Source organism: Sneathiella litorea (assembly GCF_009882915.1).
Lineage (GTDB): Bacteria > Pseudomonadota > Alphaproteobacteria > Sneathiellales > Sneathiellaceae > Sneathiella > Sneathiella litorea.
The window spans coordinates 721423-741316 of record NZ_WTUW01000009.1; the positions used below are offsets into that span (position 1 = coordinate 721423).

At 49.6% G+C, this 19894-nt stretch carries 19 protein-coding genes; 9 read left to right on the forward strand and 10 right to left on the reverse strand.

Annotated elements, in window-relative coordinates:
* Nucleotides 1–15: 15 nt before the first annotated feature.
* Entirely contained in the window at nt 16–474 is a 459-nt protein-coding gene (locus tag GQE98_RS17360; RefSeq protein ID WP_161317113.1) for a GatB/YqeY domain-containing protein, read from the reverse strand.
* A gap of 220 nt (nt 475–694) precedes the next feature.
* Between GQE98_RS17360 and carA the strand changes: the two genes are divergently transcribed.
* The 3 genes from carA (at nt 695) to greA (ending at nt 5667) form a co-directional block, all read left to right on the forward strand.
* Nucleotides 695–1879, forward strand: coding sequence for a glutamine-hydrolyzing carbamoyl-phosphate synthase small subunit (carA, locus tag GQE98_RS17365; protein ID WP_161317114.1), 1185 nt, complete (start codon nt 695–697; stop codon nt 1877–1879).
* Nucleotides 1872–5114, forward strand: a complete 3243-nt coding sequence (gene carB, locus GQE98_RS17370) for a carbamoyl-phosphate synthase large subunit (protein ID WP_161317116.1) — start codon at nt 1872–1874, stop codon at nt 5112–5114. The genes carA and carB overlap by 8 nt, the downstream gene beginning before the upstream one ends.
* 76 nt (nt 5115–5190) lie before the next feature.
* Complete coding sequence (gene greA / locus GQE98_RS17375) at nt 5191–5667, forward strand: transcription elongation factor GreA (protein WP_161317118.1); 477 nt, start codon at nt 5191–5193, stop codon at nt 5665–5667.
* Between the two features lie 69 nt (nt 5668–5736).
* Here greA and GQE98_RS17380 read toward each other — a convergent pair whose 3' ends face one another.
* Nucleotides 5737–6123, reverse strand: coding sequence for a cupin domain-containing protein (locus GQE98_RS17380; RefSeq protein ID WP_161317120.1), 387 nt, complete (start codon nt 6121–6123; stop codon nt 5737–5739).
* Nucleotides 6124–6291: 168 nt separating this feature from the next.
* Between GQE98_RS17380 and GQE98_RS17385 the strand changes: the two genes are divergently transcribed.
* Together GQE98_RS17385 and GQE98_RS17390 are read left to right on the forward strand one after the other, a co-directional pair.
* A complete protein-coding gene (locus tag GQE98_RS17385) occupies nt 6292–6777 on the forward strand; it encodes a response regulator (RefSeq protein WP_161317122.1) in 486 nt (161 codons plus the stop codon).
* A gap of 54 nt (nt 6778–6831) precedes the next feature.
* Nucleotides 6832–7314: an Hpt domain-containing protein gene (locus tag GQE98_RS17390; RefSeq protein ID WP_161317124.1), complete on the forward strand. Its 483-nt coding sequence runs from the start codon at nt 6832–6834 to the stop codon at nt 7312–7314.
* Between the two features lie 19 nt (nt 7315–7333).
* Here the strand turns inward: GQE98_RS17390 and GQE98_RS17395 are convergent, their stop codons facing one another.
* The 3 genes from GQE98_RS17395 to GQE98_RS17405 form a co-directional block, all read right to left on the reverse strand.
* A complete protein-coding gene (locus tag GQE98_RS17395) occupies nt 7334–9238 on the reverse strand; it encodes a propionyl-CoA synthetase (protein WP_161317125.1) in 1905 nt (634 codons plus the stop codon).
* A gap of 164 nt (nt 9239–9402) precedes the next feature.
* The gene (locus GQE98_RS17400) at nt 9403–10173 is read right to left on the reverse strand and encodes a DUF1013 domain-containing protein (protein WP_161317127.1); all 771 of its coding nucleotides are present in this window, start codon (nt 10171–10173) and stop codon (nt 9403–9405) included.
* 90 nt (nt 10174–10263) lie between these two features.
* The gene (locus tag GQE98_RS17405) at nt 10264–11262 is read right to left on the reverse strand and encodes an NAD(P)H-quinone oxidoreductase (RefSeq protein ID WP_202526370.1); all 999 of its coding nucleotides are present in this window, start codon (nt 11260–11262) and stop codon (nt 10264–10266) included.
* 107 nt (nt 11263–11369) lie between these two features.
* On the opposite strand from GQE98_RS17405, the gene GQE98_RS17410 reads away from it, so the two are divergent.
* Nucleotides 11370–11552, forward strand: a complete 183-nt coding sequence (locus tag GQE98_RS17410; RefSeq protein ID WP_161317129.1) for a DUF1192 domain-containing protein — start codon at nt 11370–11372, stop codon at nt 11550–11552.
* A 400-nt stretch (nt 11553–11952) separates the two neighbouring features.
* On the opposite strand, the gene GQE98_RS17415 is transcribed toward GQE98_RS17410, so the two are convergent.
* The 3 genes from GQE98_RS17415 to GQE98_RS17425 form a co-directional block, all read right to left on the reverse strand.
* Nucleotides 11953–12225 (reverse strand): histidine kinase, encoded by a 273-nt coding sequence (locus tag GQE98_RS17415; protein ID WP_161317131.1) that lies wholly within the window; start codon nt 12223–12225, stop codon nt 11953–11955.
* Between the two features lie 89 nt (nt 12226–12314).
* Nucleotides 12315–13940, reverse strand: a complete 1626-nt coding sequence (locus tag GQE98_RS17420) for an acyl-CoA synthetase (RefSeq protein ID WP_161317133.1) — start codon at nt 13938–13940, stop codon at nt 12315–12317.
* 50 nt (nt 13941–13990) lie between these two features.
* Entirely contained in the window at nt 13991–14494 is a 504-nt protein-coding gene (locus tag GQE98_RS17425; RefSeq protein ID WP_161317135.1) for an Lrp/AsnC family transcriptional regulator, read from the reverse strand.
* Nucleotides 14495–14650: 156 nt separating this feature from the next.
* Here GQE98_RS17425 and GQE98_RS17430 point away from each other — a divergent pair, with 156 nt between their 5' ends.
* The 3 genes from GQE98_RS17430 (at nt 14651) to GQE98_RS17440 (ending at nt 17667) form a co-directional block, all read left to right on the forward strand.
* Entirely contained in the window at nt 14651–15637 is a 987-nt protein-coding gene (locus tag GQE98_RS17430; RefSeq protein WP_202526371.1) for a mitochondrial fission ELM1 family protein, read from the forward strand.
* A 116-nt stretch (nt 15638–15753) separates the two neighbouring features.
* A complete protein-coding gene (gene trxB, locus GQE98_RS17435) occupies nt 15754–16722 on the forward strand; it encodes a thioredoxin-disulfide reductase (protein ID WP_161317137.1) in 969 nt (322 codons plus the stop codon).
* 54 nt (nt 16723–16776) lie between these two features.
* Nucleotides 16777–17667 (forward strand): LysR family transcriptional regulator, encoded by an 891-nt coding sequence (locus GQE98_RS17440; RefSeq protein WP_161317139.1) that lies wholly within the window; start codon nt 16777–16779, stop codon nt 17665–17667.
* Nucleotides 17668–18438: 771 nt separating this feature from the next.
* Here GQE98_RS17440 and GQE98_RS17445 read toward each other — a convergent pair.
* Together GQE98_RS17445 and msrP are read right to left on the reverse strand one after the other, a co-directional pair.
* Nucleotides 18439–18732 carry an encapsulin-associated ferritin-like protein gene (locus GQE98_RS17445; protein WP_161317141.1) on the reverse strand — a complete coding sequence of 98 codons (294 nt, stop codon included), beginning with the start codon at nt 18730–18732 and terminating at the stop codon, nt 18439–18441.
* Nucleotides 18733–18875: 143 nt separating this feature from the next.
* Complete coding sequence (gene msrP / locus GQE98_RS17450; RefSeq protein WP_161317143.1) at nt 18876–19850, reverse strand: protein-methionine-sulfoxide reductase catalytic subunit MsrP; 975 nt, start codon at nt 19848–19850, stop codon at nt 18876–18878.
* Nucleotides 19851–19894 lie beyond the last annotated feature (44 nt).

Here is a 19894-nt window from a genome sequence, read left to right on the forward strand (position 1 = left end):
TGCAATATGCCAGATTTATGCTCCGAGTATACTCTTTACAATGGCGCTCGCCTTGGAAAAATCCATTTGCCCGGCATGCCGCGTCTTCAGTTCAGCCATAGTGCGCCCCATGTCTTTCAGACCAGTCGCCCCGATCTCACTAATTGCAGCCTCTACTGCTGCGCGCGTTTTGGCTTCGTCAAACTGCTTCGGAAGATAGCCAGAAATAATGTCAATTTCTTCCTGTTCCGAGGTAGCAAGGTCAACACGCCCCCCTTTTTCATAGGCGGCGATAGAGTCTTTTCTCTGGCGAACCATGGTGGTCAGCATCTGCAGAATCTCCTCATCCGTGATTCCCTCTTCCGCACCTTTATCTCGGGCGGCGAGATCCCGGTCCTGCAGTGTCGCAAGGATAAGACGAAGCGTTGAAATTCGTCGCTTATCCTTTGATTTCATTGCTTCTTTCAGTGACTCTTTTATTTCGTTTCGTAACATAAATAACCGAATCCGTTATGAAGAAAGTCGCCATACTAGCCGAAACCTCCGCTTAAGGCAAACCAAATTTTATTGCTAAGTTATTGATATTAAACAATTTTTTTTATGTCTAAAAACTTGACGCGCACTTACAAACTGCTTATGTTGCTGCGCAATATTCAACTATCAGGCCAGAGAATTTTCGGCTCAGCGGAATTGCCGCAAGAGGGTCCCTATTATCATGTCTTATGTAAACAATGGCAACGCGGTCGATCTGAACAGCGAACGGATTGCAACGGCTGTTCTTGTTCTGGACGATGGCACTGTTTTTCACGGCTTTGGCATTGGAATGGAAGGCGAGACAGTCGGTGAGGTATGCTTTAACACCTCGATGACCGGCTATCAGGAAAGCCTTACAGACCCCTCATTTGCCGGACAGCTCATCACCTTTACCTTCCCGCATATCGGTAACGTCGGTTTCAATGACGAGGATATCGAGACTTCCGGCATTGCGGCAAATGGCCTGATTATTCGGGCAAGCATCACAGAACCGGCAAACTGGCGAGCGGTTGGTCCTCTTGATGACTGGTTAGTGTCAAGAAAACTTACTGGTATTACCGGGGTCGATACGCGCCGCCTTACCCACCATATCCGTAAATCCGGCGCACCAAACGGGATCATTGCGCATAGTAAGGATGGCAAGTTTGACATTGCCGCCCTTCAGGAGAAGGCCGCAAGCTGGCCAGGACTTGAAGGCATGGATCTTGCGAAAGAGGTTTCCTGTACCGCTCCCTATGAATGGTCAGAAACTAACTGGGATAGCAACACAGGTTTTGGCCAGCAGGAAACGCCGACCCGTCATATCGTCGCTGTAGATTACGGCATAAAGCGCAATATTCTCCGCTGCCTCGCTGAGCTTGGCTGCCGCATTACGGTAGTGCCCGCAAAGACAACATTTGACGACATCCTGGCGCTTAATCCCGACGGAATATTTCTCGCCAATGGACCTGGTGATCCCGCGGCCACCGCGGAATACGCTGTCCCTGTAATCCGCAAATGTGTGGATAGTGGCATTCCTACATTTGGAATTTGCCTTGGCCACCAGATGCTAGCCCTTGCTGTTGGCGCGAAAACCATGAAGATGCATCAGGGCCATCGTGGTGCCAACCAGCCCGTTAAGGATTTAACAACGGGGAAGGTCGAAATCACCTCACAGAACCACGGCTTCGTCGTCACCCGCGAAAGCCTGCCTGAAGGCGTAACGGAAACCCATAAATCCTTGTTTGATGGTGTTGTCGAAGGGATTGAGATCGACGGAAAACCTGTTTTCTCGGTGCAGTACCACCCCGAGGCGAGCCCGGGCCCACAGGACAGTTATTATCTTTTCAAGCGTTTCATAGATCTGGTTGATAGAAAAAATGCCTAAACGTACAGATATCCAGTCCATAATGATCATCGGCGCCGGCCCCATTATTATTGGGCAGGCGTGCGAATTCGATTACTCTGGCACTCAAGCCTGTAAGGCTCTTAAGGAAGAGGGCTACAGAGTTATCCTGGTTAATTCCAACCCGGCGACAATTATGACCGATCCGGGCCTTGCGGACGCCACCTATGTGGAGCCTATCACCCCGGAAGTCGTCGAAAAGATCATTGAAAAGGAACGGCCGGACGCCATTCTGCCGACTATGGGAGGCCAGACCGCGCTTAATACGGCCCTAGCGCTTGCCGAAAGCGGTGCGCTTGATCGGCTCGGTGTACAGTTGATCGGCGCCAATAAAGAGGCCATTGCCAAGGCGGAAGACCGAGACCAATTCCGGACCGCCATGTTGAAAATCGGCCTGGACATGCCCTTAAGCGCAGTCGCCCACACACTCGAGGAAGCCTGGAAGGTATTGGAAGAGGTAAAGCTCCCCTGTATTATCCGTCCCTCGTTTACCATGGGCGGCACCGGTGGTGGTATCGCCTATAACCGGGAAGAATTTGAAGAAATTGTCACCAGCGGACTTGATGCCTCCCCCACCACTGAAGTGCTGGTGGAGGAAAGCATCGTCGGCTGGAAGGAATATGAGATGGAAGTTGTTCGCGATAAAGCGGATAACTGTATCATTATCTGTTCCATCGAAAATGTCGATCCGATGGGCGTCCATACGGGCGATTCTATTACAGTCGCCCCCGCATTGACCCTCACGGACAAAGAGTATCAGATTATGCGCAATGCCTCGATTGCGGTGTTGCGTGAAATTGGTGTAGAGACGGGTGGCTCCAATGTGCAGTTCGCCGTTAATCCAGAAAATGGCCGCCTGATTATTATCGAAATGAACCCGCGCGTCTCACGCTCCAGCGCGCTCGCTTCCAAGGCTACGGGTTTTCCAATTGCGAAAATTGCGGCAAAGCTGGCCGTCGGCTATACGCTTGATGAGCTCAATAATGATATTACCGGCGTGACGCCGGCATCGTTCGAGCCAACAATCGATTATGTCGTCACCAAGATTCCGCGCTTCACCTTTGAAAAATTCACAGGCGCCGAAGCTAAGCTTGGTACAGCCATGAAATCCGTGGGCGAAGCCATGGCAATCGGCCGGACTTTTACGGAAAGCCTTCAGAAAGCCCTCCGGTCCTTGGAAACAGGCCTAACCGGTCTCAACGAACAGAATTTCGCAGGCCCCGGCGAGCAACATGCCGACAAACAACGCATTCAGGCTATACTCGCGCAGCCAACACCGGAGCGTCTTCTAAACATCGCGCAAGCCTTCCGTGAAGGGCTAACCCTTGAAGAAGTTCGGGCTGCCAGTAAATATGAGCCTTGGTTCCTCTCCCAGATCCAGTCCATCGTCGAGATGGAAAACGCGGTGCGCACTGGCGGCATTCCAACGACCAAAGGCGGCCTTTTGACCCTCAAGTCCATGGGGTTCAGTGACCATCGCCTTGCCGAGCTTGCCGGCACGCGCGAGGAACATGTGCTTGCTGCCCGACAGAAATTTGGGGTCGAGCCTGTTTATAAGCGCATTGATACCTGCGCTGCGGAATTTTCATCGCAAACGCCCTATATGTATTCGACCTATGAAGGCAATGAATGGGACGAGGCCGTCTGCGAAGCGGAACCGACTGAGGCAAAGAAGGTTGTTATCCTTGGAGGCGGCCCCAACCGCATCGGCCAGGGAATCGAGTTTGACTATTGCTGCGTTCATGCCGCCTACGCTCTCTCTGAGGCAGGTTATGAAACGATTATGGTGAACTGCAATCCGGAAACCGTCTCGACTGATTATGATACGTCTGATCGCCTTTATTTCGAGCCTTTGACGGTCGAAGACACGCTGGCAATTATCAGGAAAGAACAATCGAAAGGGGCGCTTCATGGCGTGATCGTCCAATTCGGTGGCCAGACACCGCTTAAACTGGCGGCAGGACTGGAAGCCGCAGGCGTTCCGATTCTTGGCACCTCACCAGATGCCATTGACCTCGCGGAAGACCGGGAAAGATTTCAACAACTACTTCACAAGCTTGGTCTTAAGCAGCCGGAAAATGGCATCGCCCGATCCGTGGCGGAAGCTTTCAAAATCGCTGAGAGAATTGGCTACCCGGTTGTTGTCCGCCCGTCGTATGTGCTGGGTGGCCGTGGAATGGAAATTGTCCGCGATGGTGAGTCCCTTGATCGTTACATGCGCGAGGCCGTAATCGTCTCCGGGGAAGATCCTGTTCTCGTCGATGGATATTTGCAGAATGCCATTGAAGTCGATGTCGATTGCCTGAGTGATGGTAAAGAGGTCTTTGTCGCCGGCATCATGGAACATATCGAGGAAGCGGGCATCCACTCCGGGGATAGTGCCTGTGCCCTTCCGCCGCATACGCTTTCTGGCGAAATTATCGAGGAGATCAAACGGCAAACCGAGGCAATGGCTCTTGCGCTCAATGTTGTTGGCCTGATGAACGTCCAGTTCGCGATCAAAGATGGCGTAATTTTTATTCTGGAAGTCAACCCGCGCGCAAGCCGGACTGTTCCTTTTGTCGCAAAGAGCATCAACTACCCCATAGCGAAAATTGCCGCGCGTATCATGGCTGGCGAAAGCCTTGCCTCGTTCGATCTCAAGTACCGGAAACTTGACCATGTAACCGTCAAGGAAGCCGTTTTCCCTTTCTCCCGGTTTCCCGGCGTTGATGTTGTTTTGGGACCGGAAATGCGTTCCACGGGTGAAGTTATGGGGATCGATAAAGATTTCGGCGCGGCCTTCCTGAAATCCCAGATCGCCGCTGGTGTCAAATTACCTACAGAAGGCACTGTCTTCGTATCGGTCAAAGATCTGGACAAAAGCCCCATAAAGGATGCCGTCGCCAAGCTTATTGGCCTTGGGTTCAAGATTGTCTCTACTGGCGGGACCGCTCAGTACTTGAGCGAGCAGGGTCTTGAAGTTACGCGCGTCAACAAAGTCATGGAAGGGCGGCCAAATATCGTTGATACCATGAAAAATGGGGAAATAGCGATGGTCTTCAACACAACAGAAGGTGCCCAGGCACTTCGGGATAGCTATGATATCCGCCATACGGCCCTGGTTATGAAAACCCCTTATTCAACAACTGTCGCCGGCGCCAACGCAACAGTGCAAGCAATCGAGAAAATTGTAACGGGCACACTTGAAGTTAATTCCCTTCAATCCTATTCTTAATTCCTTGACAAGCTGCGCACCAAACATTAGTCAATGCAGCTTTTGCGATTAACAAATTACGTAATCGAGATTTCAAATGGAAAGACTACCAATGACGGCTGCGGGATATACGCGGCTTGAACAAGAATTAAAAGAGTTGAAATCGACTGCCCGTCCTGCCGTGATTCAGGCGATTGCAACGGCGCGCGAACATGGAGACCTGTCGGAAAATGCCGAATATCATGCGGCAAAAGAACAGCAATCTCATATCGAAGGTCGTATCGCCGAATTGCAGGATAAACTTGGTCGTGCCGAAGTCATTGATGTAACGTCCATTTCCGGCCGTCAGATTAAGTTTGGCGCAACGATCTTGCTTGCGGATGAGGATACCGATGAAGAAACGAGCTATCAGATTGTCGGCGAAGATGAAAGCAACATTGAAGAAGGACGCCTTTCGGTAACGGCGCCGCTTGCCCGGGCTCTAATTGGTAAAGAACAAGGCGACAGTATCGAAGTAACTACACCTGGTGGCTCAAAAGCCTATGAGGTAATTGAAGTCAGCTACGTAGGCTAATAATATAGCCTTTGGAATTATGCCCATGGCGCGCCACGCCATGGGTATTTTATTTGTACATCAAACAAATTAGCGCGGATCATCCGCCGTAGAATGGTCTGTCGGTTGCGGTGTCACTGTTAGTACCGTAACCCCACCCGGTGCATGAAATCGATGCCAGCATCCTTGCGGAACCACCGTCATCATCCCTGATTTAAGGGTCAGTATATCCTCCGAACTATCTGATAAAACTGTCAGACGGGTCTCTCCCTTTAGGATATGAACCAGTTCATCGCCTCCGCAATGCCGCTCCCATGGACTTACCCCATCGAAACTACCTGTGAAAACAGCCCCGTTGTTAAATGACTCAAGAGTGGCGAAAGCTGCCTTTGCTTCTTCTTCTGTGGTTTCGAGGCCACGATTGCGAAGTGGAGATAAGGTATTAAGAATCGCATTAATATCAATGGCTTTAGGCATTTTTATCCCTTGTTTCAAAGACGACACTACACCGATAAACTAATATTCAGCTATTTACTATATATCGTAAATGCTTAATGTATCGCTTTATAAAAAATTAGGGATTTTTAGCTATCTTTCCGGGATAAACAGCATATTGAGACGGGTAAATAATCATAAGTTGAACGAATGACAAACTACTACAATTTTAGAAATCTCAATGTCATCTTCGTCGATGACAACAGAAATATGCATTTGCTTATGAGAAGTATCCTGCTGGCAATGAATATTGTCAATTCAAGGGGATGCTATGATGCGAAAAGCTGCATCGAGAAGATGCATGAGGAAGCACCAGATATTGTCATTTCTGACCTATCTCCCAATCCCGAAAATGGACTGGATTTAATACGACGTATCCGGCAGGGAGAACTAGGTGTTGATCCATACACCCCCATCCTGGTGATATCTGGCCAAACCAAGTTACAAAATGTCATTGAAGCAAGAGATGCTGGCGCAACTGAATTCTTGGCTAAACCGGTATCGGTCGGTTCTCTATATGATCGGCTGGTGTGGATGATTGAAAATCCGCGTGTATTTATCAAGGCATCTGAGTTCATCGGACCTGATCGCCGACGTGCAATGCGCGGCTATGAAGGCATGGAGCGACGGAAGTAGCATGAGATTATTTATGGCTCTAGCCCGAAAAAGCTGTACGTTAAGAGGATCCTTATGACTAAAATTGTCAAGATGGATGGGTATGAAATTCATCATCCAAGTGTCACACTAGACAGTAAAGTAGATAAAGAAGGCGGGTTATCGCTTCCTGAAATAGAAAAACGCATGTCCAAGAAGATGGATAGCCTGGGCGAACAATTTCTGGCTGGAATACCGGCCGTAATTGAAAATATCCAGGGAGCCTTGAACCAACTAGAAAATGGCAGTGGCGGAGATGCGGAAAAGGCAATCCTCTTTCGCCAAGGACACGACTTGAAAGGCATGGGCGGATCTTTCGGCTACCCTATTATGGGTACAATCGGCGAAGGCTTATGTGAGTTGACGAATGACGAAGTCAATACCTCGTCAATGAACCTGCCTTTAATACGGGTTCATTTGGATATATTGGGTTATGTGATGGCTAAACGCATCAAGGACGATACGGACCCAAACGCCGTACCGATTCTTAATGCGTTATCTGGAGCAAAGCCTAAATGACAGCAACGAGGAGAGACCTCTATCTCTCGGCAGGATAGCCCACTTTTGTCAGAACCTCTGTAATTTCTGTCAGTACTTCAGGATCATCTATCGTCGCAGGAGCTTTATACTCTTCTCCATCTGCAATCTTCCGCATAACCCCGCGCAGGATTTTTCCTGACCGGGTTTTGGGAAGCCGTTTCACGACAAGGGCAAGTTTGAAGGCTGCGACAGGGCCGATTTTCTCTCGAACGAGGGCAACCAACTCCTTCTGGATATCTTCTTCCGGACGATTGACACCAGCGTTGAGAACAACGAACCCCATGGGCACCTGCCCTTTCAAGCTGTCCTGAACCCCCATCACTGCGCATTCAGCAACATCACGGTGACCGGAGAGCACTTCCTCCATACCGCCTGTAGAAAGACGATGGCCCGCGACATTGATGATATCATCGGTTCGCGCCATGATGAAGAGATATCCGTCCTCATCAATATATCCGGCATCCCCGGTCTTATAATACCCCGGAATATCCGCCATATAGGCTTTGACATACCCGTCATCATTCTGCCAAAGCGTTGGTAATGATCCGGGGGGGAGTGGTAATTTCACGGCAATCACACCAATGTCACCGCGCTTCATTTCAGCAAAGCCGCCCTCTTCATTGATGATCCGGATATCATAACCTGGAACCGGGAACGTCGGACTGCCAAGCTTAACTGGCTTCATGCCGTACCCCATACAATTGGCACCAATAGCCCAGCCAGTTTCCGTCTGCCACCAATGATCGATGACGGGAACCTTAAGCTGTTCCTGTGCCCAACTGATTGTATCAGGATCTGCTCGTTCTCCTGCGAGAAACAAGGTATCAAAGTTACTCAAGTCATATTTTGATATGAATTTCCCCTCCGGATCCTGCTGACGAATAGCGCGAAAAGCAGTCGGCGCAGTGAAAAGAGCTTTAACCTTGTGATCCTGTATGACCCGCCAAAATGTCCCGGCATCCGGAGTCCCGATAGGTTTTCCTTCAAACAGAATAGTCGTGCACCCATGCAGGAGTGGCGCATAAACAATATAGGAATGGCCTACCACCCAGCCGACATCGGATGCCGCCCAGAAAACATCGCCCGGGTTAATATTGTAAACATATTTCATGGACCATCGAAGGGCAACCGCATGCCCGCCATTATCGCGAACCACCCCTTTTGGTACACCGGTCGTGCCCGATGTATAGAGAATATAAAGCGGATCGGTTGCCGCAACGGGCACACATGGTTCGGGCTCAGCCCCGGCCTCCAACTCACGCCAGTCATGATCCCGTCCGGCCTTCATTTCCGCTTCACACTCTGGGCGCTGCAAAATAATACTGTTGGCCGGTTTATGATTGGACATGTCAATCGCCGCATCAATCAGGGGTTTGTAGGCGATGGTGCGGTTAGGTTCTATTCCGCAGGAGGCGGCGATTATCGCGACAGGTTTGGCATCGTCGATACGTGTTGCCAATTCCTGTGGCGCAAACCCACCAAAGACGACAGAATGTATTGCACCGATGCGCGCACAGGCCAGCATGGCCACCAATGCCTCTGGTATCATCGGCATATAAACCAGCACCCGATCGCCTTTTTTGATTCCCAGACCCGTCAGAGCACCAGCAAACCGTGCCACCACATCGGTAAGTTCACGATAGGTATATTTCTTGATTTGGCCGGTTATCGGGCTGTCATAAATAAGGGCATCCTGATCACCTCTCCCATCTTCGACATGACGGTCGAGACAATTATAGCAGGTATTCATCTCCGCCCCTTCAAACCAACGGTAAAAGGGGGGATTATCTGAATTCAGCACACGATCCCAGGGTTTGCTCCAGCTAATCTCTTTCGCGGCATTAGCCCAGAACGTCTCCGGGTTTTGCAAAGATTCTTTGTAATCTTCTTCATAACTGGCCATGGATTGCCTCCCTGAGTTTCTTCTATTTATTTATAGAAAAACAATTGTCAGACGGGAATGTCAACAGAAACAAGCGAGACAAATTATCGCATCTCCAACAGTTGACATCAAAAAAATTCCCGCGGGAAATTGCATTCCCGCGGGTTTCGGTGGTTACTTCTTACTCAATCTTCTGAAGAAGATTTAAACAGATCATCAAACGTCTTGGCGCCGCCCTTCCGATCCTCCTCATCTTCCTTTTTCTTGGCAGCCGTTTTACCAAAAACTGCCTCAGCCTCAGCGCGCGGATCATAGGCCTCTTCTTTTTGAACCTGCTGCTTCTTCAACTCATAGGGTGTGAGTGGCACAGCCGCAGCTTCCGCCGCAACGGCGGCAGCAACTTCTTCCATCAATTTACCGCGATCTTCATCCGTACGGCGATGAGCGGATTTCTGGACAGCCTCGTCAAGTTCAAGCTGTGTACAAATGCCAAGGCTAACCGGATCCCGGGGACGAATATTCTGAGCATTCCAATGGCTCCGGTCGCGCACCGCCGTAATCGTGGTTTTTGTTGTTCCAACCAGCTTGGAAATCTGCGCATCAGTAAGCTCAGGATGAAATTTGATCAGCCAGGAAATAGCATCTGGTCGATCACCACGACGGGAAACCGGCGTGTATCGTCCTCCCCTCCGACGAGGTTGCGGAACATCGCCTGCGGGCTTGCTGATTTCAAGCCGCGCTGCCGGGTCGCCCTGACAGCGGTCAATCTCTTCTTGCGTAAGCTGCCCGTTGGCAATGGGATCCAGTCCAACAATACCCACAGCAACTTCGCCATCGGCAATTCCCTGAACTTCCAGCGAATGCAGGCCGCAAAAATCCGCGATTTGACCAAATGACAAGGATGTATTGTCAACGAGCCAAACAGCCGTCGCCTTTGGCAATAATGGCGTTACCATAAAGTCTCCTTTTCGGTCCGACTACTGAACATACGAACCCCTACATAATTCTTTTATGTATATGGCGAAAAACCGCCGCAAAGTCCACACCTAAACCTTTAAAACGATTTTCCCAATATGGGCGCTATCGTCGATACGTCGATGCGCTGCCGCGGCATCGGTAAGGGGGAAGGTACTATCCATCACAGGCTTGACGGTACCGGCAGACAGCAAAGGCCAGACTTTCGCCTTCAGCCGATCCCCGATATCCGATTTCGCCTGAACGGATTGGGGGCGCAGGGTCGATCCGGTAATTGTCAAACGTTTCAGCATCATGGGAGCGAAATTAACTTTAACCTCCGCACCGCCGAGGAAAGCTATATAGACAAGACGCCCCTCGACCGCCATTGCCGAAATATTTCGTTGAATATAATCACCCCCGATCATGTCGAGAACAAGATCGACGCCCTTGCCACCGGTGAGTTCCTTGACGACCGAGACAAAATCCTCGGTTTTATAATTGATTCCACGTTCTGCCCCGAGTTCTTCTACGGCGCGGCATTTTTCATCTGTCGACGCCGTCGTGAAAACACGCGCGCCAAACGCCTTGGCAAGCTGAATTGCCGTTGTGCCAATACCACTCGCACCGCCATGCACCAGGAAGGTCTCGCCCCCTGTTAGCCGACCACGGTCAAATACATTTGTCCAGACGGTAAAAAAGGTCTCCGGTATCGCCGCAGCTTGCACCAAATCAAAACCTTGCGGAACATCCAGACATTGCGCCTCGGGAGCAACGCAATATTCTGCATAGCCGCCGCCGGCAACCAGCGCACAGAGCTGATCTCCCGCTTTATATTTTGTAACGCCCGCGCCTACTGCTGCAACTGTCCCGGAGACTTCAAGACCCGGAATATCAGATGCACCGGGAGGTGGCGCATATCCACCCTTTCGCTGCAGCACATCAGGCCGATTCACCCCGGCGGCAGCAACTTTAATCAACACCTCATCATGACCAGGTTCCGGTACCGGGCGACTTGTCGGGACCAATTCTTCCGGCCCGCCAAATTCCTTGATTTCGATGGCTGTCATTGTTTCGGGCAAATTTGTCATTTTAATCTCCAGGATTTTTTAGAAAGTCCGACCTAAAGGCGCAGACAGTCGGATCATGATTCATTATCTTATTGAAATGGCTGCCTAGCATATTGAGGAATTTGGCGATGACAAGTAATGATGACGATAAACCTATCTTCGGGAACAGCCCCGTAAATTTCGACAGTATGTCAATTACAGATCTATATGAATATATTGCCAGCTTGAATGAGGAAATTGAGAAAACCAGGAAAATAATCACCAAAAAGGAAGCAGCCCAAAAAGCCGCCTCCGGATTCTTTAAAAACTAACGCTAAACACTCCAGTTTCAAGCCTCCTTAAGGGCGAATCAAGGCTTTGTTTTCTTCAAAAAAAACCTAAAAGTGTATATTCATTAATTGTAATTTAAGGAATGATGGTTAAATTGGATACTGTAACCCGGCTTGGGTTACATAAGGTTGGAATCCCTATTTCCAGTCTTTATGACGCCTCCCTGTTGACTTGAGCCGCCTTTTATAAGGGCGGCTCCTTTTTTGTATGATGGCATTTTCGATGCTTCATAAAAATGCAACATAGCCCTTGACTCTTTCGCGTATTCAGAGTTTTAATTTCGCCCATCAGAAGCAAGTCTGACAGGTTGAGGCATAAAAAAAAGAGGGGGCGTCGGAAATGACAGCCCCCTCAGCTATTTCTAGTACAATTTCCAAATTCTCATAAATGACCAATACGGGGCGGCCCCCCTTTTGATGCCTGGCTCGGCCCAAATGCCTTATCAAGAATGTTTGTGCTGTCTTCTGCCAGTAATACAGCATCCGTCAATAGGTTGAGGATACGCATATTGTTGGCCAACACTGCTTTCGCCTCGGTTCGCTGATCATCGGTGATCAATGCGCAGCGTTCCAGAATATCCTTTCGCACCATAGAAAGGACATCTTCAAGTTTTTTACCCTCAGGATTTTCTTCAGTTACCAAATAGTGGGTCACATTAATGCCCTCCTTACCAGGATCTGGGGATCAATATGCCTATTTTCGGTTAAATTTTTGATAATTTGCCAGTTTACTTCCAAATTACACTAAAAATTCTTCGCCCTTTCACGAAGAACAAACTTCTGCACCTTACCCGTAGAGGTTTTTGGCAGCTCGTCAAAGACGACCGTTTTCGGACATTTGAAGTGAGCCATGTTATCACGACAGAATTTGATGATCTCTGCCTCTGACACATTTCTTCCCGCGCGCAGCGTAATAAAGGCACAGGGAGTTTCACCCCATTTTTCATCCGGGCGCGCAACTACAGCAGCTTCCAGAACCGCCGGATGCTTGTAGAGCACGCTTTCGACTTCAATGGTGGATATATTCTCTCCGCCAGAGATAATAATATCTTTGGAGCGATCGCGGAGCTCCAGATAACCATCTTCATGAACGACACCAAGATCCCCTGAATGGAACCAACCGCCTGCAAAAGAATCCTGGGTGGTTTTAGGGTTCTTGAGATAACCCTTCATGATCAAGTTGCCACGCAACATCACCTCACCCATCGTATTCCCGTCCCGCGGGACGGGCGTCATCGTCTTTGAGTCCATGACTTCAAGATCGGCAAGCGCATGATAGCGAACGCCCTGACGGGCCTTGAGTGCAGCTCTATCCTCCACCGGTTTTTCATTCCAGTTGGAATTCCAGTCACATAGGACTGAAGGGCCGTAGGTTTCTGTCAAACCATACACATGCGTGACATCAAATCCCATGCTATCCATTTCGGCAAGAACTGCGGCCGGTGGCGGCGCCGCAGCAACCATAAATTTCACACCAGAAGGCGCCTTTGCCTTGTCTTCATCTGACGCATTGATCAACATAGATAGAATAATCGGCGCGCCGCACATGTGGGTCACCTGACACCTCTGCATCTCGCTATAAATCGCACTCGCCTCGATCTTGCGAAGGCAAACATGAGTGCCGCCGACTGCGGTCAGGGTCCAGGGAAAGCACCATCCATTGCAATGAAACATCGGGAGGGTCCATAGATATATTGGATGTTTCGGCAGACTCCACGAAACCGCATTTCCCATTGCCGCGAGGTACGCGCCACGATGATGATAGACAACGCCCTTTGGATCCCCGGTCGTCCCGGAAGTGTAATTAAGTGAGATCGCCTGCCATTCATCCTTGGGGCCACGCCATTCAAACTCCGGATCACCTGTAGCCAGAAAATCTTCGTATTCCATATCACCGATCATTTCACCGCCATCGGCAAGAGAATCATCGATATCAATGACAAAGGGTTTGACTTCAGCAAGAGATAAAGCCTCTTTGACCAAAGAAGAATACTCACGATCCGTTAGCAAGACCTTGCATTCTCCATGATCCAGAATGAAAGCGAGCGCTGCGGCATCAAGGCGAGTATTAAGCGTATTCAGGACCGCCCCCGTCATGGGAACACCGTAATGTGCCTCCAGAACCGATGGGATATTCGGCGCCATCATCGATACCGTGTCCCCTTCAGCGATACCGCGCTTCGTCAGCGCACTCGCTAGCTGACGCGACCGCGCATAGAACTCCCGGTAGTTATATTTGAGATCTCCGTGAATGATTGCGGTCTGCTCAGGATAAACTTCCGCCGACCGGGACAGGAAAGTCAGGGGTGACAAGGAATCGTAATTTGCGGAATTACTGTCAAGATCCGTTTGATATGGATTTTTAGTCAAAAGAGTCTCCCAATCTTTTTCCAGAACGTACTTCTGCTTGTCGGGCCTTTTCAGCCTTCTTTGCCATCTTCAAGGTTATCGCCCAGGTCCACTGGTACTCCGGGTAGGAATTTCGAAACCCGAATGCCCAGAGATGTCTTGACATGTTCGACATTCGGGGCAGCCGTTAGTTCATGCGTCAGAAAATGCTGGTATGTGTCCCAGTCCTTTGCCACCACTTTCAAGATAAAATCATTTTCGCCCGCAAGCATGTAGCACTCGCGAACTAATGGCCAGGATTTGACCAGCCCTTCGAAAGCGGAAAGATCAGTTTCCGCCTGACTTTGCAGTCCGACCAGCGCAAAAATAGTAACGCCATATCCCAGATGCTCAGCGTTTAACTGCGCATGATACCCTCCGATATACCCTGCCTCTTCAAGGGCCCGGACACGCCTGAGGCACGGAGGCGCGGAAATACCGGCATTTTTGGCCAGTTCCACATTGGTGATACGTCCATCTTCCTGCAGATCATGCAGGATACGGCGATCGATTTCGTCCAGCTTAACGCGTTGCATTATGTCCTCCGACTATCAGTTGCGCGCAATATTATTACAAAGATTGCGCAAGGCCAAGCAATAGAAGCAGGGACTATGCCAAAAAGAGAAAGAAAATTACACGAACCTGCCCCAAAACACTTGACCCATGCGGGATACAGGGCCTATGCCAGCAAAATGACTATGGAAAGCACAATCAAGGAGGCTTCCTGCTGGGTTCTCACCGATGGTAGCGCGGGAATGGAGATCCAGTGTATTGGCCTTGCCGAGGCTTTAGGGCTTGATTTTCAAGTGAAAAGAATTGTCACCACGAAGCCCTGGCGCTGGTTGCCCCCCCATCTTTGGATTAGCCCCCTAAAATTCCTCGATAAAAGCGGCGACTTACCAGAACCCCCTTGGCCAGATATTCTGATTACCTGCGGGCGACAGGCCATACCGATTAATCTGGCGATAAAAAAGGCAAGTGGCGAAAAAACATTCACTATTCATATCCAGACACCGAACTGCGATGCAAGCAAGTTCGACCTGGTTATTGTGCCCGAGCATGACAAGCTGCGCGGGGATAATGTGCTGGTCTGCCTAGGGGCACTAGGCCGGATCACACCGGACAAACTGCATGAAGCTGGCGAAAAATTCACCCCGCAGGTAGCACATTTACCCTCTCCCCTCGTTACTGTCCTGGTGGGAGGAAGCAATCGTTGCTATGACATGACTGATAAGGTGATGCAGGATCTTGCCGATAGGTTGGAAGCGCTGCATCAAGAGACAAATTGCAGTTTTCTCATAACAACATCACGGCGAACGGGTGCGAAAAATGAACGTATCCTGAAATCGGTGCTTAAGGACCTCCCACATCAACTATGGACGGGGGAGGGTGAAAATCCTTACTTTGGATATCTCGCCCTCGCTGAGGCGCTAATCGTAACAGGCGATTCTGTCAACATGGTGTGTGAAGCCTGCTCCATGGGAAAACCAGTCTATATTTTCGACCTTCCCGGGGGTAATCCGAAGTTCAACCATTTTCACCAAAGCATGCGTGATAAAGGATATATACGGCCTTTCACAGGTAAGCTTGAACATTGGAGCTATACGCCACTCCTTGAAACGCAAAAAATTGCCTGTGAAGTTGCAGAAGCTTGGAATAATCACTCTCAGGGTCGGTAAATTAGCAAAAAGGGCGTCTTGACCCGCAAAGTTGCAGCTGCCCCTTGCATGGCCTCTCCGCAAGCTATAAATAATCCTGTATCTTAAACACAGCACAATTGGTCCCGGAGTTCGGCATGGCGGAAATTCACCACACGGATGTTCTTATCATTGGCTCCGGCCCGGCCGGCGATACAGCTGCAATTTACGCGGCCCGCGCCTCTCTTGACCCAATTCTCGTGCATGGATTGCAGCCCGGAGGCCAATTGACGATTACAACCGACGTCGAAAACTATCCCGGATTCGCAGATCCTATCCAGGGCCCATGGCTGATGGAGCAGATGGAAGCCCAGGCCCGCAATGTCGGAACGCGCATTTTCAATGATTATATAGTCGACCTGGATATGCAGCAGCGCCCATTCGTTGCGACCGCCGATTCAGGCACCAAGTATATTGCCCAGTCCGTTGTTATCGCAACCGGCGCCGCAGCGAAATGGCTCGGCCTGCCGACAGAGCAGAAATACATGGGCTTTGGCGTTTCCGCCTGTGCGACCTGTGACGGTTTTTTCTATCGTGGCAAGGAAGTCATGGTCATCGGCGGGGGCAATACGGCAGTGGAAGAAGCCATCTACCTCACCAATCATGCGGATAAAGTCACGCTGGTGCATCGCAGAGACGAGCTTCGCGCGGAAAAAATATTAGTAGAGCGACTGAAAAAGAACCCGAAGATCGAAATTATATGGGATCATGTTCTGGAGGAGATTCTCGGGGAAGAGGATCCCTTTGGTGTTACAGGCGCGCGCCTTCGTCATACCAAAACCGGTAAGACACAGGATATTGCCGTCCATGGCGTCTTCATTGCCATTGGGCATTCGCCAAATACGGAGCTGTTTAAAGGTAAACTCGACATGGATGAGGAAGGATATCTAATCACCTCTCCTGACTCCACGGCGACAAATATTGCTGGTATCTTTGCCTGTGGAGATGTCCAGGACAAAATATACCGTCAAGCGGTCACTGCCGCAGGTACTGGCTGTATGGCTGCACTGGAAGCTGAGAAATTCCTTGCGGAAAATGAAAGCACCTCGGCTGAAGCCGCCGAATAGAGAGGTCGCAAGGCCAACGGGCACTACTGTCGGAACGCCACTGCGAGCAGAAAAATGGATTGGGACAAGTTACGCATATTTCATGCGGTCGCTGAGGCCGGCAGCTTTACGCGGGCCGGTGAAACTCTACACTTAAGTCAATCCGCTATCAGCCGCCAGGTAAGCGCGCTTGAGGAGAGTCTGCAAGTCGCCCTTTTCCATCGGCATGCCCGTGGCCTTCTGCTGACCGAGCAGGGCGAGTTGCTGTTTCAGACCGCCCATGAAGTTTTTGCGAAGCTTGCGATGACACAAGCCCAGCTGATGGATGCTCACGAGAAGCCCTCTGGAGAATTGAGGGTAACGGCAACAGTTGGCTTAGGTGCCAACTGGCTGACACCTCGGATAAGAGAATTTATTGAGTTATACCCTGAAATTACCGTCAACCTGATCCTTGCTGATCGGGAGCTTGATCTTGGTATGCGCGAGGCTGATATTGCCATTCGTTTACGCGCACCTGTACAGCCCGACCTCATCCAGCGCAAACTGATGACCGTCAATCATCATGTTTATGCCTCCCCGGATTTTCTCAAGAAGCATGGCACCCCCAAGAGCCTGGAAGACATCATCGAAAGCAATCTTATTATTTACGGGAATGAAGCTCCTTCCAATATATCAAATGTAAATTGGCTGATGAAGAAGCTAACAAAGATCGGGCGAACGAGAGAACCGGTTTTTAAAGTCAATAATGTCTATGGATTGCTGCTTGCGGTACAAAGCGGCCTCGGCATTGCCAGCCTGCCGGATTATATTGTCCATGGCCATAGCAACGTCATACGCATTTTGCCGGATATTGGGGGTCCGACCTTCGATTCATATTATGTATATCCGGAAGAACTGCGCAAATCCAAAAGAGTGACTATTTTTCGTGATTTCCTGATCCAGAAGGTTGCTGAGTACGCCTTTTAGCATATCTCAGATAAAGCTATGCAGAGCGCGCATGGTAGCATTGCCAAGATTGATCTTTTCTATTCCACCCTAATTTTATACAAAGACGGCGAACGATGTTGCAACGCAATAATCGTTTTCACCGAAGTCTTGTACTTTGGTGGGTTTGCAAAATCTCCTCCCTGATTTATGCAATCCTATGTCTTCTTGACATATTACCTCCCTGTTAGACTTGCCGGCCATTCATTTGGCCGGCATTTTTTTTCAATGAATTTAAGTCGATATGCTCGGCATGGGCATAATAAGCAATCATTGGCTTTAATAGAGGTATGCATTTTTTGCATGGGTGCACTGCAATATTAAGGGTGGAAATCCGGACTAACAATGGCTACTTATAATGCATGAATGTTGCATTGCAGCATTCCTTATATATCAGCTCCCTGCTGATATTGGTTACATGTATTCCTCCCAATCACATGTAATCTGTATTGTCGAAAGACAATACCTCCCTGTTAGACTAAGCCGGCCTCTTTATTGAGGCCGGTCTTTTTTTGCAACATTTCCGAAAAACTTACCCAACATGTGGCTTTAAATATTCACATTTAGGGGAAAAATCTAATATAACAAACATGTGATATTGAAATATATATCATCTGACTATCGGCTTTGCCGGCTGGGGTCAAAAAGGCTTCCTCCCTGCCTTGTCTACCCCTTTGCATCTTCTACGAAGATGCATCTCCCTGTCAGACTTGCCGGCCATACTTATGGCCGGCAATTTTTTGATATTACCGATCATCCGTGATGATGGCCGATACTGCCTTCTTTGAATAGATAATCCCGCAGTTCCTTATCGAGGGTCGAGTCTCTCCGGCGAATCCATTCCAGAACCATCGCGGCATGCTCTTTTTCCTCATCACGGTTATGGGCCAGAATTTTCTTCAATTCCTCATCTTTGCATGCATCAACTCGCTGATTGTACCAGTCAACAGCCTCAAGCTCCTCCATCAAAGAGGTAATTGCTCTATGCATATCCCGTGTTTCGTCAGAAAGTTCCTCGATCGGCTCGTGATACCCTTCATTTGCCATTTAGCATCGCCCTCCTTGGCGTTGTTTCGACTATTTCCAAATTGATTGGTCACACATTGTTAGCAGAACCGACGGCATTCGCAAGCCGATGGGCATTCATTTATCAAATGCATGGAGAATCCAAAGAGGCCAGCAGGGGCGTGCTACATAAAGAGCCGTTCCCCCGCCATATTCTTGTAAATGTCGGCGACATATTCACCGTAACCATTATAAAGGAGTGTCGGAATCCTCTCTCCCGTCCCAATATCCCGCTCAGTCGCCTGTGACCAACGCGGATGCGGAACTTCTGGATTAATATTAGCCCAGAAGCCATACTCATTCTTAATCAACTTTTCCCAAAAGGTCTCTGGCCGCTTATCCGTAAAAGAAAACCGAACAATAGATTTGACCTGCTTGAAACCATATTTCCAAGGTGCCGCGAGCCGTAAGGGAGATCCATTTTGCTTCGGCAGGGGCTTCCCATAAAGCCCCGTCACGAGGAACGTAAGATCATTCGTCGCCTCTTCGATCGTCAACCCATCTGTATAGGGCCAAGGGTACCAGAATTGCCTCTGTCCCGGCGCGACAGATTTATCTTCAAAGGTTTGCATGACGACATACTTGGCGCCAGACATAGGCGCCGCCAGCTTGACGAGCTCTTTCATCGGGAACCCACTCCAGGGAACCACCATTGACCAGGCTTCTACGCAGCGATGGCGGTACACACGCTCTTCAAGCGGCATCTTCGCGAGCAGATCATCAATGTCAATTTCCATTTCCTTTTCGACCATACCATCAATTTTGACAGTCCAGGGACGGATTTTAAGAGCCTGAGCAGCTTCGGAAATCTCCTTATGTGAACCGAACTCATAGAAGTTATTATATGTTGTCGCGATCTTTTCCGGCGTCAGCGCCCGCGTCACTTTATAAAAGTCATTGTGCGGGACAGGATAAAGACTTGCGCTCGGGTCTTCCCCATCGGCGGCGAAAGCAGTACCAAAAGCGGCATTGGATCCTATGGAGGCAATCAACCCTGCCCCTGCCATACCTTTCAGTATGTTCCGGCGGTTCATATAGATGGTTTCGGATGTCGCTCGGCCTCCGGAAATTTCCCAGCCTTTTGGAATTTTAATCAACACGCGCCCTGTTCCTTCCATATTTTATAGCAAATGAGGAATAATCA

What these genes read in the sequence shown, in the direction of transcription:
- GQE98_RS17410 (WP_161317129.1), top strand. Translation starts at nt 11,370, where the DNA reads ATGACAAGTAATGATGACGATAAACCTATCTTCGGGAACAGCCCCGTA.
- carB (WP_161317116.1), top strand. Translation starts at nt 1,872, where the DNA reads ATGCCTAAACGTACAGATATCCAGTCCATAATGATCATCGGCGCCGGC.
- GQE98_RS17385 (WP_161317122.1), top strand. Translation starts at nt 6,292, where the DNA reads ATGACAAACTACTACAATTTTAGAAATCTCAATGTCATCTTCGTCGAT.
- GQE98_RS17390 (WP_161317124.1), top strand. Translation starts at nt 6,832, where the DNA reads ATGACTAAAATTGTCAAGATGGATGGGTATGAAATTCATCATCCAAGT.
- GQE98_RS17425 (WP_161317135.1), bottom strand. Translation starts at nt 14,494, where the DNA reads ATGCAACGCGTTAAGCTGGACGAAATCGATCGCCGTATCCTGCATGAT.
- GQE98_RS17440 (WP_161317139.1), top strand. Translation starts at nt 16,777, where the DNA reads ATGGATTGGGACAAGTTACGCATATTTCATGCGGTCGCTGAGGCCGGC.
- GQE98_RS17400 (WP_161317127.1), bottom strand. Translation starts at nt 10,173, where the DNA reads ATGGTAACGCCATTATTGCCAAAGGCGACGGCTGTTTGGCTCGTTGAC.
- trxB (WP_161317137.1), top strand. Translation starts at nt 15,754, where the DNA reads ATGGCGGAAATTCACCACACGGATGTTCTTATCATTGGCTCCGGCCCG.
- GQE98_RS17445 (WP_161317141.1), bottom strand. Translation starts at nt 18,732, where the DNA reads ATGGCAAATGAAGGGTATCACGAGCCGATCGAGGAACTTTCTGACGAA.
- GQE98_RS17395 (WP_161317125.1), bottom strand. Translation starts at nt 9,238, where the DNA reads ATGGCCAGTTATGAAGAAGATTACAAAGAATCTTTGCAAAACCCGGAG.
- GQE98_RS17380 (WP_161317120.1), bottom strand. Translation starts at nt 6,123, where the DNA reads ATGCCTAAAGCCATTGATATTAATGCGATTCTTAATACCTTATCTCCA.
- GQE98_RS17360 (WP_161317113.1), bottom strand. Translation starts at nt 474, where the DNA reads ATGTTACGAAACGAAATAAAAGAGTCACTGAAAGAAGCAATGAAATCA.
- GQE98_RS17405 (WP_202526370.1), bottom strand. Translation starts at nt 11,262, where the DNA reads ATGACAAATTTGCCCGAAACAATGACAGCCATCGAAATCAAGGAATTT.
- greA (WP_161317118.1), top strand. Translation starts at nt 5,191, where the DNA reads ATGGAAAGACTACCAATGACGGCTGCGGGATATACGCGGCTTGAACAA.
- carA (WP_161317114.1), top strand. Translation starts at nt 695, where the DNA reads ATGTCTTATGTAAACAATGGCAACGCGGTCGATCTGAACAGCGAACGG.
- GQE98_RS17430 (WP_202526371.1), top strand. Translation starts at nt 14,651, where the DNA reads ATGACTATGGAAAGCACAATCAAGGAGGCTTCCTGCTGGGTTCTCACC.